This is a genomic window from Neobacillus vireti (genome assembly GCF_036962465.1).
Classification (GTDB): Bacteria; Bacillota; Bacilli; order Bacillales; family Cytobacillaceae; genus Neobacillus; species Neobacillus vireti_B.
This window is the reverse complement of sequence record NZ_JBALNF010000014.1, coordinates 18,508-36,325: the sequence shown is the minus strand read 5'-3', so window position 1 is coordinate 36,325 and position 17,818 is coordinate 18,508. Positions and strand designations below refer to the sequence as shown.

The following is a 17,818-nucleotide window of genomic DNA, read 5'->3' as shown; positions in this document are numbered from 1 at the left end:
GTCTAAGGAAGGGAATAGGAAGAGCTACGGCAGTTATGAAGTCCTTATAACTGTCGAAGGAAAGGAATAGGGAGAGCTACGGCTTATTAGCATTTGCAATGAGTATCGAAATCAGCCTCATACTGGAGGAAGTAAGGGAGCCGATACAGAGTTTGGAGCAGAGTTTGAACAAAGTAAAAAAGACAGGAAAAGAGCTGCCAAAGAAAGTAAAAACAATAGCTAAAAATTAATCGGAGCCGTCCTCAATGACAGTATCTGGAGGCGGCGCACCAGGAATATGGGATTTCTTGAATACCATTCTTGTTACTGATTTTGCATTAGAAAAGTATAAATTTGAAAAATGCTTTCCTGACGCAAAAATAGAAGGAGAATCGTGTAATAACACAAATTCTCCAAGCGAAAATAAAGTTTATTAATTTGCTATCACAATCGGAGCTTTAATCACATCCATTACCTTTGAAGCAGGAAGTCCATTTTCTATTAACTGGACCATGACCTTCATGTAACGGTGGATATGATGAAAGTAGTGCTTATAATCAGAACAAAGATAACTCAGTCCGGGTTCATTATCGTGTGTCCGCACAAATCGATGTCTAGGGCATTCGCCGTGGCAGGCAAATTTGACCTCACATTCCCTACATTGCTTGGGAAGGGAGCTTTTCTTGTTTTGCCCAAAGGCTTTCTGTTTGTTCGACTCCACCATTCCCTTTAGGTTTTGTTCTAAAACATTCCCTAAATGGTAATCCGGATAAACATAATGGTCGCAGGAATAAATATCCCCATTATGCTCGATTGCCAATGCATTCCCGCATTCTTCTGAAAAAATGCAAACGGTTGACGGCAGTCCTAACCAGGACTCAAGTGCCCACTCGAAGTTCATGACGTGTACAGTACCAACGTCATTTCGAACCCATTCATCAAAGATTTCAGTAAGAAAGTTTCCGAAAGCTCCCTGTTCTACACTAAAATCAGTAACTAAATCTTTTTGCCCCTCAGCATGATTTGCTTGTGGTGTAGCATGTCTAAGTCCAATTTTGACGGCCATCTCATCAGGTGTTCTCTCAATAATCGGGTTAAATTGAATAAATTCTACTCCCTGGTTTTTTAAAAAATGATAGACTTCCAGTGGCTTTCTTGAAGACTCTCTCGTCACACTAACGAGTACATTAAATGGAATCTCATATTCTTTCAGTAAGTTAAGTGCCGCAAGAACCTTTGAGAAGGTTGGATTTCCCTTCTTATCCACTCTATAGTAATCATGTAAGTTCTCTGGACCATCCAAACTGAGACCTACTAAAAAAACATTTTCCTTCAGAAAAGTACACCACTCATCATTGAGGCGAATTCCATTCGTTTGTAATGAATTAATAATTTTCTTGCCTCCTGCATATTTTGCTTGCAATGAAACAACTTTACGATAATAATCCAGCCCAACGAGGGTTGGCTCCCCACCTTGCCATACAAACTGAATTTCAGGGATATCCTGTGACGAGATATACGTTTTTATAAATTTTTCAAGAACTTCATCTGACATTCGGAAATTGTTCTTTTTTGGAAATAATGCTTCTTTCTCCGTATAAAAGCAGTAATTGCAATCAATATTGCAAATAGGGCCCGCAGGCTTTGACAAAACGTGAAATCCTGTTCCAATTAGTTCTTTTTGCATTTATTTGTGGTCAACTCCTTAAGTAGGGAATAATTCATTATCATAGTGGTGATAAAAAGAAGGCATGGGGCAGCCTTGTTGTTTTTATGAAGGCTTTCCCATGCACCTTTCAATTTTTATTAATGCGCAGTCCCTGGGATAAACTTCGTAACATCAAATTGAACGTAATCAAACTTCCCTGTAAAAGCGAAATCTCCTAATTTTTTATACTCTTGAGCGACTGGATTTAGTGCATCTTTTCCAATACTCATTCCTTCAATCGTAACAAGAGGGGTGGTTTGAATTTGACCTTCTCCAACCTTCTGTCCATTGATATAGAGCGTTCCGATACCCCCAGCCATACTAGTTCGCTTGAAGTCTAACTTAATTTCTGATTTACCAAGTGGCACATTCTTAGTAGAAGTTATTTTGGAGATCGAATCGAATTTATCGTAAAGGAATGTAAGCTTGTTTTCTTTGATATAAAGGGTGTATCCTCCGATTTCATCTCCCATGGCGACAAGAACGCCAGAATTCGAAGCATTTTCTCTAGTCACAGGCACGGTAATCGTAAAACTGCTTGTATTTACTGGCGGTGCAGCGTTAGGAGTGACCAATCCTGTACCTGGGTAATATTTGAAGTTGTTCCGGTTTGCAGCTGAATCTTCTTTGATATACCCCATGTCATTAGGGCTGCTTTCTTTCAATGGCAAGATTTTATATTTTGCTGCCTCAGACATAAATAGTTTTTGAAGTTCTGCTAGTTTATCAGGTTCTTTGTCCGCGAGATTTTTGGATTCTGAGAAATCTTCCTTAACGTTGTATAGTTCCCAAATATCATCATCAAAGGAGGTACCGTTCTTATGTTTTGCGATCGCTTTCCAACCTTCATGATAGATGGCCCGGTTTGGCTGGAAATACGAAATCGCTGTTTTCCTAACCTCAGGAGCATTCGCATCGTTAAAAGTGCTAGCAATACTAGCCCCGTACATCGGCATCTGCTCAACCCCATCAATCATCTCTGGCACCTCATATTTAAGGATGTCAAGAACGGTAGGGGTAATATCTGTCACATGTACATACTGTCTCCGTATTTCTCCCTTATCGGTAATCCCTTTTGGCCATGTGATGATCAGCGGATTTCGGAGCGCACCTCCGTAGACGCTTCCCTTATAAGTATTGAAAGGCGTATTTGATACTTGCGCCCATCCTTTAGGGTATAAAGCTTGCATATCTGGGCCGCCAATTAGATTATACTTCGGCATAAGATCTTCTGTTGTCGGTTGTCTGCCTGCCGTTAAGCTGCTAAAAAAGCTATCTGTACCATCCGGACCGCCTGAATCGGTCGCTCCGTTATCCCCAATAAGCACGATCATTGTATTATCATACTGTCCAATTCCCTTAAGATAGTTTACTAACTTCCCAACTTCTTCATCTGCTTGTGTGATATATCCAGCATATGCCTGCATAAATTTCACATATAACTTCTTTTGATCAGCAGTAAGACTGTCCCATTTCTTTACATTTGAGTCCGAAGTAAGAGTTGTATTCTCTGGGATGATGCCGAGTTCTTTTTGATGCTCAAAACGCTCCTCGCGAATTTTATCCCAGCCTTTATCATAAACCCCATTGTACTTATCAATATATTCTTCAGGTACCTGAATAGGAGAATGGCCTGTTCCAAATGCATAGTTCATGAAGAAAGGCTTGTCCGGATAAATCGATACTTGATCGGTAATATACTTTTTGGCATGTGCAAGTAAATCATCATTCAGGTTATAATCCTCCGTTTTTGGGAGATCTATCATTTCATTTCCATTTACTAGCTGTGGAGCGAATTGAGAGGTTTCACCATCCATAAATCCATAGTATTTCTCAAACCCTTTAGATAATGGCCAGTAATCATACGGACCGGCAGGTGTTGCGGTATAAAGAGGTGCGAGATGCCATTTTCCAACACCAAACGTATTGTAACCCTTTTCTTTGACAATCTCAGCTATGGTTCCAGCAGCATCGGTGACACTGCCTTGCATATTGGGTCTGTCTGGTCCTAACGAGACATTTGCCACATTTCCCATCCCGACTGAATTGTTTTCTCTTCCCGTTAGCAAGGACGCACGTGTTGGTGAAGACAGCGGGGTGGTATTAAAGTTATTGTAGCGCAGACCATCAGACGCTAGCTGATCAATATTTGGAGTTTTGATTTCGGACCCGTAGGCCCCAATATCAGAGAAACCAATATCATCAAGAACAATGTAGATTACATTAGGCTTTCTCTCTCCATTAGTATATGTAGATTGATTTTTCACAATCGTACTCGAACTATCGTTTGTAGGATCCTTTGGTTTTGTGCTTGTTTTTTCCGCTTGACTAGCCGTAACAAATCCTGTCATACTTGCTGTGAGCGCTACTGTTGAACTTATAGCAAGCGCTTTCATAATCGTTTTAGGACGATTTCTCTTCTTTTTCATTTCAACACTCCTTTTTTATTTTTTTGGAATTTTCTTTCTATTAATAAGCTATCATCTGTGTTTCATCCTAACAATGTACATATGTTTAAATGATCACCTTTAAGGTTTGTGCACATCCACAAAGGAATTGGAGGAAGTTATGGAAATACATATTGATATTTTTTTGGAAAAGTTAGCTCACCATCAACCGAAGATTCATTTGAACAATGAAGAGATAGCCGTTATCAAGGCGGTTAAGCTGATGGAAAAAAATCATACCTCTTTTGATCCGAATACTTTATATATAGCAGAAACTAGTAATCTACCAATCGAGCACGTTAGCTTGAGTCGTACCAATCTTCTCTTGGTTTCAGAAAATGCTATCCCTGAATGGCTCATTACTAATCAAAGTCTGAATATCATTTCTTTAATTGGTCATTGCAAGATTTCTGTTTTTAACGAAATCCTGGAGATTACCTCTGAGTATCAAAAATTAAATGATCATTCGTCCAAGTTGTTTAGTATTCTTTCAGAAGGCAAAGATCTCCAAGTACTTGTTGATACGGCTTCTGATATGATCGGCAATCCCATTTTTGTTCGGGATGAGAATTTCAAAATCCTTGCTTTCACTCAAAATGTTATCTTAGATGATTATATATGGAATAAAGTCGTTTCCAAAGGCTACCAAACTTATAACGATTTACAGTTTCTTTTGAAAAATGGCTTCCTAAGTACGGTTCATAATGTTAAAGTGCCAGTTTATTTTAAACATCTAAACAATAGCATAGAGAAAAGGGAATACGAATCTTATCAAATCGAAATCATGAAAACGGGATTAAAGCAAAATATGAGTTTTATTGTAAAACCAGTTTTTTTTGAAATATCAAAAGTAACCATCCCGCGGGTATGGTCTAATATTTATATTAATCATAAAAACATTGGCCATGTCGTTGTACTGGAAGCCTTCAAGCCTTTTACTGAAAGGGATATAGCGCTGATCGGACGTTTAAGTGACGCCATTTCTTTGCATCTACAAAGAAATAGATATTATGAAAACTTAAGTGTAAACAAAAAAGAATTATTAATTGTGGATTTTCTTGATGAGAAAATCAAGGATCGAGAAACGATTAAAGAAAGACTTCGTCTAAGTGGCTGGGAAATGAATAGTAGTCTTCGAATCCTTACGCTTTCTTCTAATGATAAAGAGATATCCGATTATTCTTTTAATCATTTTAGAGGGTTTTTTGATCGTGTATTTGATATGGTGGCATGTGTCTTATATGAGGGAAGAATGGTAGTATTATTGAATCATCATGAGGCCTTCAGTGAAGTTCAACTAGACAAATTAAATGAAATAATGCAAGAAACCGATATGGTTATCGGGATAAGCCGCCCATTTACCGATCTATTAGATTTGAAAAAATATTACCAACAATCACTTAAATCAATTAATGCAGGAAGACGAGCGCATAAAGAGAAAGTTTTGTTTTTCTATGATGATTATATCCTGCAGCATATCTTTAATTTATGTTCAGGTCAGGAGTCTCTTAAAGAATTATGTCATCCCTCACTCTTTGAATTAATTGATTATGACCGTAAACGGAAGACAGATTACGTTAAAAGTCTTTATTCTTATATCATGAATATCAAAAGCCAATCCGAACTGGCAACCGCCATGAATGTTCATAGAAATACTTTATACTACCGTATAGGCAAAATAGAAGAAATAATGAATATCAATTTAAGTAATATCGAGGATATTTTTAGTATCTATCTTTCTTTTAAGATATTAGAGTTCCTTGGTGAAGACCTTTCTTAATTGGAGGGGTAGATTATCTTTTGAAATAGAAAAATGATTCTGACTGAATCTTTATATCACTAAGGGATTTTGGGGCAAATGTATAAAGACATAGTTCTCCAAGTAAATATATTTTATGTAGCTCCTGTGATAAGATACATTCTACCCTGTTTAAGTGAAAAAAATGGGTGGTATTCACATTCAATCAAGCTAGGGAAAATGAAAATCGTTATTATAAATTGAATGGAAGAAAGGACCATTTATGAATCAGAAAATCAAGTCAGCATCAGCAACCTTGAAGGAATTCGAATTTTTCCTGAAAGGTTGCTGAACTGTGGCCCATAAAGTGGACAGTTTAAAAAAGACCTTTTTATGCAGCTAGTAAATGACTCCGGTATTTCGCCGGAGTTATTTTATTTAACCCCAATTGGTTTTCAGCATTAATCCATGCGTAAAATCCACTCCGGCTTACTCTTGCCATCTTACAGAGGTATTTTACCATCCTAGTAATTCCACACTTTGTGAAAACCAGATACACATTTGGATTACTCTCTAATACCCTCATCTGTATCACAGTAAATATAATTTTACTCATCTTAACTTTCCTCCGGTTATATTCTCTAAATGATTATAAACGGGCTTTAATCCTGGGGACACAAAAAACCCGAATAAGGGCCTTTTTTTAAGTGTTCTTTATTCGGGTTATAGTTCAGGACTTAGTCTTCTTTTTTTGATTATTTCGAAAGTTATGTTAAGCGCTGCGCTTAACATGATCTGTGTTATTATTTTTTGCAGCAAATTTAGTGATAAATGGGATCACCCAACGGTCTAAACCGATGCGACCTGCATTGTAGCCGGCTGCGATAATAAACACGCCAAGTAAAATGTCCATTGGGTTGCTAGAAATAGTCCCTGCAAACATATACGCGAAGTTCATGACGAGAGCGAAGAATGCGGCGGCTGTAGTTAGGCAGCCGAGAATTAATCCAAGACCTACAAGGAATTCACCTAATGGAACGATTGTATTGAAAATGTGTGCGTTTGGTAATGCCAAGTGCTGCAGGAAGTCAACATACCAGCCATATAATACATTTCCTTCCGGACCTTTAACCGGATTCGCGATGGCTCCTTTTAAAAATCCACTTGCATCAAATCCGCCTGTGAGTTTGTGATAGCCTGCTGTCATCCACTCATATCCTAAATATAAACGTAAGACAGTTAAAATACCGGCAACGATCTTGTTTTCTCTCAAAATTTTGTTCATCATTTTAAAGACCCCTTTTATATTAATTAGTATTTGTAACTTGATTACACTGTTATTATAATCCGATTATCTTGAATTAAAAGGAGTTTGTATAACAATTCACAAACAGTTCAAATCTCTGTGAACAAAGTGTTAAGCATATTCATTTAACTGATTTGTTACGGTTAATGAACTACGACCTGTACAATAACAAATTTTATCATGTGTAACTTTTAACCGGGAAACCGTGTAGGAAAGTAGTCTTATGTTTGCATAACAAATTATAAGACCGTCTATGGAAAAATTGAGACCGAATGCGATAAGAGCGTTCTAACTATCGTTTTGAAAGTCAAGGTACCAGATAACACACCTTTGATTAGGTTAATCATGTAATGATAAAAAGATGCATCAAATATTTAACCTAAAATGTAAAATCTTAATGTAACATATGAAAAAAGTTATGAAAAAATATGTAAATAGAATAATGATATATTTATTTTCTGAAAACAATAAGGTAAAATTAAAACAGATAGAAAAAAGAGTTAATATGAAAGGAGAATAATAATGTTTGATAATTTTTTAATTAGAAATGATAGTCTTGAAAATGTATATAAAGATGATAGAGTTATTGGATTTAAATTTGCAGTTCGTATAGCAGATTATAGAGGTTGTTTCTTGTCTTTACACAATGGATATTATATTGAATGTGATGGGGTTGAATATCCAAAAGATTTGCAAAAGTTTGAAATAAATGATAAAGAGCCAAGAGATTTTGAAGAAATTAAGAAGTGTGTTTGGGAACATTGGAATTATGATGATGAAGGGTATGTTTATGTAAAAAAAGAAGGTGGGTTAACACCTGGAATGCATACTATTAAGCTACAACAATCTGTTTTAGCAGCATATGGTTACATGCCATGGGATGAGGAATGGTTAAATAATCCACCGGTTCCAGGAAAAGGGGCAGGTTCGGGAAAGACGGCAAATATTTGTTCATTTGATTTAGAATTACAGGAACGGAGATGATAATATGTCCATTAAAAGAGGGGTCTCACTATATAGTTATCAGCAAGCGCAATTTTTTAAACAAATGAATTGGAAAGATATGATTAAGGAGGTTCACGATAATCTTAAAACAGATGGTATTGAGATTATTGATGAAGCCATAATTAGAGATTATCCATTTCCATCTGAACAGTTTATATTTGATTGGAATAATGAAATGGCAAGATATAATATGAATGCAGTCACAATGGATATTTATCTAGATGTACATCAATTTAGAGATCATATTATGACACATAGAGAGGCGGCAGAAAGATTAAAAAATGATATTAAAATTGCTGCTAAATTAGGGTTTAAAAATGTGCGTCCGCTTTGCCTTGTTCCAATAGAAGTAATTGAAATGGCACTTGAAACGGCAGAAAAATATGATGTGAGAATTGGAAAAGAAATTCATGCACCACTTCCTATTAAGCCAGGAAAAAGGGTACAACCTAAAATAGGAATGGCAGGAGCACTTGATTTTAGAATGGCAGAGCAAATTATTGAACTTGCGGATCGTACAGGTAGTAAGCATATTGGATTAGTACCTGATTTTGGGATTTTCCAACATTCACCATCACAAGTAGCAATTGATTATGCAAAAAGACATGCCGATATTCCAGAAACCATTGATTTTCTATTAGAAAACGGTAAAAATTATGGCTTAGACGATATTGTCAAAGTATTAGGTGAAACGTATCCTAATCATAAACTTGATTTGTCAACTATTGAAAGAATGAGTCTTAGTCAATCATCAGGAGATCCAGAAGATTTAATAGATATTATCCCATACATCGTAAGTATGCATGGAAAGTTCTACAATATGACAGAAATCCCTGGTAAGCCAGGCTGTTATGAAGATCTTGCTATTGATTATGAAACTCCTATTAAATATTTAAAGGAAAATGGGTTTAATGGTTATATAAACTCTGAATATGAAGGTCAAAGAGATCAGCAAGATAGAGGTATTGAGTTTTTGGCTAATGAGGTTGATCAAGTAAGACGTCATCAGGAGATGCTTTCAAGATTAATTGGTGAAAAGATATAGGGTCAGTTTTGTTCATACCATGGAGGTCCGTTTGAAAACGGACTTCCATTTTTTTTGTAAATAAACGTTTTTGAAACCCATACTTTATAACTGCAAAGTGTTGTGGTACTATTAATTCAAAACTGGCTGAAAAAGCCTGAGGTATTTACAGAAAAACAGGTGATAAAATGGTTACTGTTATAGATGTTGCGAAGAAGGCAGGGGTATCTGTTGCAACGGTTTCTCGTGTTTTAAATAGTAATTACATAGTGACAAAAGAAAAAAGAGATAAAGTATTAAAAGCGATTGAGGAGCTTGGGTATGTTCCTAAAACCACCGTTCGAACTGAAAAAAATAGTGAAAAAAAAGTAATTGTTGTCCTTGCAGCAGCTATCATTCATGATATTATTGCTGGAATACAGGATTTTGGAGTACAACATGGTTATGAGATCATGATAAGCTATCATGCAAGTGAAGCGAAAAGCTCACAGCCTTGGAGTTTCTTACCAAAAGGGCAATTAGGTGGGTTAATCATTTTAAATATGTTATTTAGTGAACAAGAGCTTCAAGAAATAAGTGGCACCGTTCCCGTTGTGCAATGCAGTCAGTATACCTCTATCCCAAATGCATATGCAGTTACAGTAGATGATGTAAATGCTGCGTATCATGCAGTCTCTCATTTAATTGAGACAGGAAAAAGAAAGATTGCTTTTGTTGGTATGGGAATTGAAGAGGGAGAAGGTTGTATTTCCACAAACTTTTCTAAAGATCGATTGATAGGTTATCGTAGAGCATTGGAAGACAACGGTATCACATTTAATCCAAAGTTAGTGAAGTATAGTGACAACAGTTATGAGAGCGGTGCCCAATCGGCAACAAAATTATTGGAACAACAAATTCCATTTGATAGTGTTTTCTGTGTAACAGATAATTCGGCTGTAGCTTGTTTAAATACATTTAAAGATGCAGGATATCGCATTCCAGAGGATATTGCCGTTTGTGGTTTCGATAATCAGGAAATTTCAGAAATGACCAATCCAAAGCTAACCACTGTTGATCAACCTTTTTATGAAATTGGCTACGAATCGATGAGAATGCTTGAAAGTATTATGAAAGGTGAAATTTCTACGGGCAGAAGAGTATTAATTGAGCATAAACTTCTTAAACGCGGATCAACCGTTTCATAATCAATCAAACCTCAATTAAATATTATTAAAAGCCTGGATATGATCTCTTATCCAGGTTTTTTTATTTTAATAATTAGTGAATTCATTTGCTTATGTTTTCTGAGAATAACCGAAATAATAACTGAAATTAATTGAAAATATTTAGAAAATTAATGAAAAATATGAAAATAATATATTGTTTTACTGAAAACTAGATGCTATATTAGATTTAAAGTTACATAAAACGCTTTCAATCCACGAAGGGGGAATTATTGGCAGTTACTAAGTTTAGATGATCAAAAAGATAAAAAATAATCATTGTGGGGGTAAAAAATGAAAAAGAAATACAGCTTCTTCTCTATCATTATTTCTATCATGATCCTTCTTGCTGCCTGTAGTAACAACACCAAGACCTCAAGTGAAAACAAAAAAGATCAAACAGCTAATGAAGATAGTAAAACGGTCGAATTAACCATGGCCTTTTTGGCTTTTGGTCCTCCGCCAAAGGATTTGGAATTGGTTCAAACTGAAATTAATAAATTGACGAAAGAAAAAATTAACGCAACCGTTAAATTACTTCCTATTAATGCCAGTCAATATACACAGCAAACGAATCTGATGTTATCAAGTAAGGAAAAGCTAGATTTACTTATAACAGGTAATATTCCTAGTTTTTTAGATTATTCTGGACAGTCTGTAAAGGGACAGCTTCTTCCATTAGATCAATTAATTGAAAAATATGGTAAAGGTATATCTGATTCTCTGGGAGAACAATTTATCAGTGCCGGTAAAATTAACGGAAAAACTTATGGTATTCCGACAATAAGAGATTTGGCTGTAAATCGAAGTCTAATCATGAGAAAAGATTTAGTAGATAAATATAATATCGATATTAGTAAAATAAAATCCTTGGGAGACGTAGAAGCGGTTTTAAAAACCATTAAAGAAAATGAACCTGGCGTTTCTCCATTAATGCCTGGACAAGTTGGGGCTGCAACAATTGTTGATGGACTATTTCTTCCGGAGGGTGATCCGCTAGGGGATAATCTTGGTGTACTCCTTGATTCATCAAAATTAAAGGTTAGTAATTATTACGAGTCCAACGAATATTCAGAATTAGTAAAAGTGGCAAGAAAGTGGTATAAAGCAGGATATATTTTACCTGGTGCAGCTACTAACAAGGAATCCGCCGAATCCCTTATGAAGGCAAAGAAAATATTCGCCTTCATGGGAAGTTCAAAACCGGGCATTGATGGTCAAGTATCAAAGAATGTTGGATCAGAAGTTGTAAGTGTTCCATTAACACCAATCATATCCGACACTCAAACAGTAACTAGTTTTATGTGGGCGGTTCCACAGTTTGCCGAAAATCCCCAAAAATCCGTGGAATTACTTAACTTATTGTATTCCGACAAGGATTTAGTCAATTTGATCGATTGGGGAATTGAAGGAAAACATTATCTGAAAACAGATACCGGTGTGATTGATTACCCACAGGGAGTTGATGCAAACAATACAGGTTATGCGCTTAACTCAGGTTTTCAATTCGGTAACCAATTTCTATCTTATATTTGGAAAGGTGACTCTCCAAATCTTTGGAAAGAAATGGACTCCTTTAATAAAAACGCAAAAGCATCCAATGCTCTTGGTTTCTTATTTGACTCTTCGGCAGTTAAAACTGAAGTTGCTGCTGTATCAAACGTTATCAATCAGTATAAGGGCGCATTAGAAGATGGTTTGGTTGATCCAGAAACGGAATTGCCAAAATTCCAAGAAAAACTAAAAGCAGCAGGTATGGATAAGATTATTAAAGAAAAGCAAAAGCAACTTGATAAGTGGGAAAAACAGAAATAGTAAGATTTTAGGCCTAGCTAGGCCTGGGTATTGACTTGTAATAAGAGAAGAGCTGCAGCCTCTAGGGGGTTACAGCTCTCTTTTTTAATTTTTAAAAGAATGCTAGAATGATTTTCTTCTTAATGAAGGTATTGAAAATTCAGAATATTTATGTTAATTTTTTATTGATGTTACCATTTAATAGAATTGTGGAAGGAGGTGTTGCATCTATTCTCTACGATGAATTTTGAATACCACAAAATTAAAGCGTTTTCATACACTATTCATTTTAAAAGGGAGTTACATTTTTCTATAAATTTTTGCCCTAGTTTTCTCCATAACTTGGCATATATATGAATATATATGAAGGAGAAGTGTGTTATCTTTCAATAGTGCAACAGATGAATAAGAAACTTATGCGTTAAACGATAGGCTTCTAATATTTCATTTTAGGGGGATTCAGATGGATGTTAGTGGGATTTTAAAGGTTGTAGCAGAAAGTAAACTTGTTTATCCAAGCGAAGAAAAACTATTAAATACATCAATTGGGAGCAGTAAAGCCTTTCAAGAACTTCTTCAAAAATCCCAACAAGATCCCGAGGCTTTTTGGAGTGATGTGGCAAAAGAACTAGTTTGGTATGAACCATGGCAAAAAACAATGAGTGGAAGTCTTCCTGATTTTCGTTTTTTCGAAGGTGGTATAAGCAACCCTTGTATAAACTTACTTGACCGCCATGTGGAACACGGTGCAGGAAATCGGACGGCACTCATTTGGGAAGGGGAAAACGGTGACACGAAGTTTTTTACATATAATATGCTGCTAGCTGAAGTAAACCGTTTTGCTAATGTTCTCCGTTCCTTCGGTGTGAAAAAAGGGGATTGTGTGGCCATTTTCCTTCCTAATTTGGCTGAAGCGATAATTTCGGTGCTTGCATGTTTTCGGATTGGGGCCATTTACAATACCGTTTTTTCAGGTTACTCTGAAAAATCTTTGAAGGACCGTCTCGTTAGTTTTGAGCCAAAAATTATCGTGACGACGGACGCTACAACAAGACGGGGAAATAAGGTTTGCTTGAAAGAGAAAGTAGATACAGTCATTCCAGATATTCCATCTATTGAAGCGGTGATTGTGGTAAACCGCCTAAACACAGAAATCAATATGAAAGAAGGACGTGATTTCTGGTGGGAGGATTTAACGAAAAAGGCAAGTATCCATTGTGAACCGGAGAGGCTAGAAGCCAATGAATATGGAATTGTGTTTTATACGAGCGGCACAACCGGAAAGCCAAAGGGTGTCGTTCATTCAGGGATGGCCTTTGTCATCCAAAATTATATTTATAGCAAATATCATATGGACCATCATGATGACGATGTTTTTTGGTGTACGGCGGATATTGGCTGGTTGACAATGCATATTTGGGGCATTGCGGGTGCATTAGCAAATGGAGTCACCACGGTCGTATATGAAGGAGCAATGGACTATCCAACAAAGGACAGATTTTATCAGGTGGTTGAGAAATACCGTGTTAATAAATTGTTTACCGCTCCAACCGCATTGCGGATGTTAAAGAGTTTAGGTGAAAAAGTTTTGGATCAATTTGATTTGTCATGCCTGGATGTCATTTCGCTAGTTGGTGAACCTTTTGATCCGGATTCATGGCAATGGACGTATGAAGTACTAGGTAAGAAAAAGATATGTGTCAATAATACATGGGGACAAACGGAAACAGCCGGATGTCCAATTGCTGGCGCAGCATGGTTAACCCCAATGAAACCTGGATCTGCCGGAATGCAATTTTTAGGAGCTGATATTGCAGTAGTGGACGAAGAGGGAAATCCAGTGAAACCGGGGACATTAGGAAATTTAATTATTAGAAAACCATTTCCAATGCTTTGCCGCACGCTATGGAAGGAACCGGAGCGCTACATTTCCTCTTACTTTAGCCAAGTAGAAGGCAGCTATTTTGCTAGTGATTTGGCTCTAATTGATGAGGATGGCTATGTATGGGTGGTAGGTCGTTCTGATGATGCCTTCAATGTTGCCGGGCATCGCTTAAGTACAATGGAAATTGAAAGTGCGGTGCTTGAATGTGAAGGGGTGGCTGAAGCAGCTGTCATTGGTGTACCAGATGAAATTAAAGGAGAGGTACCGCTTGTATTTGCCCGGGTAAATGACCCTTCGCTAGGGACAGATATTTTAAAAGAAAAAATAAATGAACGGATTATCCAGCTTATCGGAAAAATTGCTCTGCCCAAAACAATTATTTTCACAGAAACACTCCCGAAAACAGTTAGCGGAAAGATTATGCGCCGCTTATTAAAGGAGATTTTCATGTCAGGACAGGTCTCAGGTGACATCACAGGGCTTGAAGATCCAGCAACTGTAGCACAAATTCAAAATATTATTAATGAAAGATATACTGTAAAGTAATTCGATAATGCAATTGAATGGGTATCCATAATATTTATAAAACTAGTGAGGCTCACGTAGTATCGTGAGTCTCTTCTTATTTTACGAAATGGTGCTTTTATCAAATTAATACCCAAAATATGGTTGACACTAATAGATTACAAATGTAATATAAACAGGTGGATTACATTTGTAATACAGGAGGTTTATTCAAAATTATGAAAGAATTACATAAAATATCAGAAGCCGAATTGGAAATTATGAAAGTTCTTTGGGAAAAAGCTCCTCAAACAGCGAATGAGATTATTGAAAAGCTTGAATTAACGATGGACTGGAAACCGAAAACGATCCGAACGCTAATTAACAGATTAGTACAAAAAGAAGCGGTTTCTTATCATCAAGAAAAAGGGCGGATGTATGAATATTTTCCTTTGGTCTCTCAAGATAGTTATATACAAGTAGAAACAAGATCATTTCTCAAACGTTTCTATGGTGCGGCCTTTAAACCGTTACTTGTAAATTTCTTGAAAGAAGAAAAACTATCTCCAGAAGACATTAACGAACTCAAACGAATACTAGATCAGAAGACAGAAGAGAATCAGAGGAAGGAAAGGTAAAATGTTAGATATTTTGTTAGACAGCTATCTTCCTCGATTATTTGACTGGGTAATAGAAACAACTATTATGTCAAGTATACTTGTTGCACTCATCATAGGTGTTAAAATCTTATTAAGAAACAGGCTTACCCCAAGATGGCACTTTTTACTTTGGATGATTTTAATTGTGCGGCTCCTACTACCGTGGTCACCAGATAGTTCGTATAGTATTTATTCTATTCTTTCAAGAAGTTATGAAAAGGCCGTTTCCATTCAAAGCCACCCAGTAGTATCTTCAGAAAACGAATCTAATCAAGAAACAACAACGGATGTATCTGATACGAGCGCAGTCACAGAAGAGGAACGCTTCTCTACTGATTCAGAACAAACAACTAAGAATAGTAAAACAGAATCAACAGTTCCTCTTGAGAAGCAAAAAGAGGAATCAATTTCCTTACATACTATTGCTTTATACACATGGTTAGCAGGCGTTATTGGATTAGGTTTCGTAACTTATCTAATCAATCGACAATTACACCGATACATACAAAAACAACCTGTTATTACGGATAAACGGATTGTTAAAGTTTTTGAGAATTGTAAGCAATCTATGTCTGTGCAGCAAAGTATCCCATTACTCTTAGCTGGTAAAATATCTAGTCCGACAGTACTTGGTTTTTTTCGCCCCAGGATATTACTGTCAAATGTTTATCTTAGTCAACTATCGGATCAACAACTTCGACATATTTTTTATCATGAGTTAGCCCACATCAAACGAAGTGATGTTGGTGTTAATTGGCTAATGCATAGTTTACTAATCTTTAATTGGTTTAATCCAATTCTTTGGTTTGCCTATGTTTGTATGCGGGAGGATCAGGAACTTGCATGTGATGCATATGCACTGACGTTTATGGAGGAAGAGGAAAAAATTCCGTATGGACTTACCATTATAAGTCTTTTAGAACACTACTCAAAAAATTATCAAATACCTAGTTTGGCCAATTTAAGTAGAAATAAAAGAATCTTAAAGAGGAGAATTTTTATGATTAAAAAATTTCAAAAGAAATCATATGGTTGGTCTATACTTGGAATTGGTGTAGTGATCATTATTTCATCGCTATCCTTACTAAATGCACATGCAGATAGTTTAAATGAAAAGCAGGAAAAACAAGCAGAAACGAAAGAAACAGCAAATGCGAATCCTGATACGAATGGATTCGATCCAAGATTGAAAAAATTTATTGCAGAACAAGCTGAAGAGTTTAAGAATACAACCGACTTCAAGGAATACACTGCGAAATTCGATCATTTAGTGTCGGAATTTGCCAATCAGTACACTGGATATCCTACAGTAGAAGCTGCCTACGATTTTGAAAATTTACGAACGTTGATACAAATGGGATCAACCATTAACTTTTCTTCGGAACAATTACAACGACAACAAGATAATGAAACAAATGAAGGAATCGTTCGAGCGAAACGTGTGCCGGAATACGTAAAACAAATATTGAACGACCTTGATGTTGTCATGAATAAAAATGTAAAAGGCGACACGTATGGGGTGTTACACCAGTTGGACGGAGCACACGTTATAGAATTAGAAAAGTTTGCCTATCACGAACAAGAATTTCCTGCTGAACTTAAGGAATATGATAGTCAAAATTATAAAATCGTGGAAGTTGAATCGAGTAGATTGGACCCAAGAATGAAAAAACTGATCTCGGAACAAGCGGCCATATTTAAAAATACAATCGACATCAATGAATATTCCAAAAGGATCGAACAATTAGGTCAAGGATTTGGAAAATTGTCCACTTTTTCTTATAAAGTTGAAGCTGCATATGATTTTGAAAATTTACGACGGTTGATAGCATGGGAACAACACTATTCTTATGTGATATCTATTCAAAAACAACAAGGTATTGATACAGCAGAGAGTATGAAGTCGATGAAAAATACGTTTGAATACATAAAACAATTCCTAAACGACCTTGATGTTGCGATGAATAAAAATGGAAAAGGCGACACGTTTGGAGTATTGCACCAGTTGGACGGAGAACACGTTATAGAATTAGAAAAGTTTATATATGGCGAACAAGGATTTCCTGCTGAAGTTAAAGATTATTTTACTCAACTTATTCAAAGGAGAGAATAAGTAATTGTTCTCATCAATGATTGTGATATAGGGTACTTAAGTTAAGGGTTAGCTAGAGTATCACTGGGCATCTTCAAATAAGTAGTTGGCATTATGCCTAAAATATAAGAAAAAATCGTCTGGTAGATAAGGACGATTTTTTCTTTAAGTACAAAAGGAGGTAGAAATGTTGAAATAGAAAAGGTAATTAAATTTACAAAATCACGGAGTATACCCCAATTGTTTCGATAATTGCTGTGACGTTTTTAGTAGTTCACTTACAGTTAGTGGGAGAAATAACGGGTTGTAATTATAAAAACAAAATGATTTTTCAGTGTTATTCATTATATTGACAACCTAAACTATTTTTATTATCCTTTAAAAAGCGTATATGAATTCAATAAAATTTCGTATAACTCCAATAATATGGTTTGGAGGTCTCTACCAGGAACCAAAATTCCTGATTACGAAG

Annotated in this window: 12 protein-coding genes and 1 riboswitch; of the genes, 9 read left to right on the top strand and 3 right to left on the bottom strand. The window is 36.1% G+C overall.

Annotated features, from left to right (window positions below; translation table 11 throughout):
- Positions 1–245: 245 nt before the first annotated feature.
- The gene (locus V7077_RS06610; RefSeq protein WP_335499640.1) at positions 246–416 is read left to right on the top strand and encodes a hypothetical protein; all 171 of its coding nucleotides are present in this window, start codon (positions 246–248) and stop codon (positions 414–416) included.
- Here V7077_RS06610 and V7077_RS06605 read toward each other — a convergent pair.
- Positions 413–1,666 carry an anaerobic sulfatase maturase gene (locus V7077_RS06605; RefSeq protein WP_335499638.1) on the bottom strand — a complete coding sequence of 418 codons (1,254 nt, stop codon included), beginning with the start codon at positions 1,664–1,666 and terminating at the stop codon, positions 413–415. The genes V7077_RS06610 and V7077_RS06605 overlap by 4 nt on opposite strands.
- A 119-nt stretch (positions 1,667–1,785) precedes the next feature.
- On the bottom strand, positions 1,786–4,116 hold the full coding sequence (locus tag V7077_RS06600; RefSeq protein ID WP_335499636.1) for an arylsulfatase: 2,331 nt from the start codon (positions 4,114–4,116) through the stop codon (positions 1,786–1,788).
- Positions 4,117–4,255: 139 nt separating this feature from the next.
- Between V7077_RS06600 and V7077_RS06595 the strand changes: the two genes are divergently transcribed.
- The gene (locus V7077_RS06595; protein ID WP_335499634.1) at positions 4,256–5,914 is read left to right on the top strand and encodes a PucR family transcriptional regulator; all 1,659 of its coding nucleotides are present in this window, start codon (positions 4,256–4,258) and stop codon (positions 5,912–5,914) included.
- 730 nt (positions 5,915–6,644) lie between these two features.
- Here the strand turns inward: V7077_RS06595 and V7077_RS06590 are convergent.
- Entirely contained in the window at positions 6,645–7,160 is a 516-nt protein-coding gene (locus V7077_RS06590) for a DoxX family protein (protein ID WP_335499632.1), read from the bottom strand.
- A 540-nt stretch (positions 7,161–7,700) separates the two neighbouring features.
- On the opposite strand from V7077_RS06590, the gene V7077_RS06585 reads away from it, so the two are divergent.
- The 7 genes from V7077_RS06585 (at position 7,701) to V7077_RS06555 (ending at position 17,367) form a co-directional block, all read left to right on the top strand.
- Positions 7,701–8,162, top strand: a complete 462-nt coding sequence (locus V7077_RS06585) for a C-glycoside deglycosidase beta subunit domain-containing protein (protein ID WP_335499630.1) — start codon at positions 7,701–7,703, stop codon at positions 8,160–8,162.
- A gap of 4 nt (positions 8,163–8,166) precedes the next feature.
- Entirely contained in the window at positions 8,167–9,228 is a 1,062-nt protein-coding gene (locus tag V7077_RS06580; protein ID WP_335499629.1) for a TIM barrel protein, read from the top strand.
- 167 nt (positions 9,229–9,395) lie between these two features.
- Positions 9,396–10,394, top strand: a complete 999-nt coding sequence (locus tag V7077_RS06575) for a LacI family DNA-binding transcriptional regulator (RefSeq protein WP_335499628.1) — start codon at positions 9,396–9,398, stop codon at positions 10,392–10,394.
- A gap of 312 nt (positions 10,395–10,706) precedes the next feature.
- Entirely contained in the window at positions 10,707–12,227 is a 1,521-nt protein-coding gene (locus tag V7077_RS06570) for an ABC transporter substrate-binding protein (protein ID WP_335499626.1), read from the top strand.
- Positions 12,228–12,669: 442 nt separating this feature from the next.
- A complete protein-coding gene (locus V7077_RS06565; RefSeq protein WP_335499624.1) occupies positions 12,670–14,637 on the top strand; it encodes an acetate--CoA ligase in 1,968 nt (655 codons plus the stop codon).
- A gap of 194 nt (positions 14,638–14,831) precedes the next feature.
- Positions 14,832–15,233: a BlaI/MecI/CopY family transcriptional regulator gene (locus V7077_RS06560; RefSeq protein ID WP_420489617.1), complete on the top strand. Its 402-nt coding sequence runs from the start codon at positions 14,832–14,834 to the stop codon at positions 15,231–15,233.
- A 1-nt stretch (position 15,234) separates the two neighbouring features.
- A complete protein-coding gene (locus tag V7077_RS06555) occupies positions 15,235–17,367 on the top strand; it encodes a M56 family metallopeptidase (RefSeq protein ID WP_335499620.1) in 2,133 nt (710 codons plus the stop codon).
- Between the two features lie 367 nt (positions 17,368–17,734).
- Positions 17,735–17,818: riboswitch (purine riboswitch) on the top strand.

What these genes read in the sequence shown, in the direction of transcription:
- V7077_RS06575 (WP_335499628.1), top strand. Translation starts at nt 9,396, where the DNA reads ATGGTTACTGTTATAGATGTTGCGAAGAAGGCAGGGGTATCTGTTGCA.
- V7077_RS06585 (WP_335499630.1), top strand. Translation starts at nt 7,701, where the DNA reads ATGTTTGATAATTTTTTAATTAGAAATGATAGTCTTGAAAATGTATAT.
- V7077_RS06590 (WP_335499632.1), bottom strand. Translation starts at nt 7,160, where the DNA reads ATGATGAACAAAATTTTGAGAGAAAACAAGATCGTTGCCGGTATTTTA.
- V7077_RS06605 (WP_335499638.1), bottom strand. Translation starts at nt 1,666, where the DNA reads ATGCAAAAAGAACTAATTGGAACAGGATTTCACGTTTTGTCAAAGCCT.
- V7077_RS06570 (WP_335499626.1), top strand. Translation starts at nt 10,707, where the DNA reads ATGAAAAAGAAATACAGCTTCTTCTCTATCATTATTTCTATCATGATC.
- V7077_RS06565 (WP_335499624.1), top strand. Translation starts at nt 12,670, where the DNA reads ATGGATGTTAGTGGGATTTTAAAGGTTGTAGCAGAAAGTAAACTTGTT.
- V7077_RS06595 (WP_335499634.1), top strand. Translation starts at nt 4,256, where the DNA reads ATGGAAATACATATTGATATTTTTTTGGAAAAGTTAGCTCACCATCAA.
- V7077_RS06600 (WP_335499636.1), bottom strand. Translation starts at nt 4,116, where the DNA reads ATGAAAAAGAAGAGAAATCGTCCTAAAACGATTATGAAAGCGCTTGCT.
- V7077_RS06580 (WP_335499629.1), top strand. Translation starts at nt 8,167, where the DNA reads ATGTCCATTAAAAGAGGGGTCTCACTATATAGTTATCAGCAAGCGCAA.
- V7077_RS06610 (WP_335499640.1), top strand. Translation starts at nt 246, where the DNA reads ATGACAGTATCTGGAGGCGGCGCACCAGGAATATGGGATTTCTTGAAT.
- V7077_RS06555 (WP_335499620.1), top strand. Translation starts at nt 15,235, where the DNA reads ATGTTAGATATTTTGTTAGACAGCTATCTTCCTCGATTATTTGACTGG.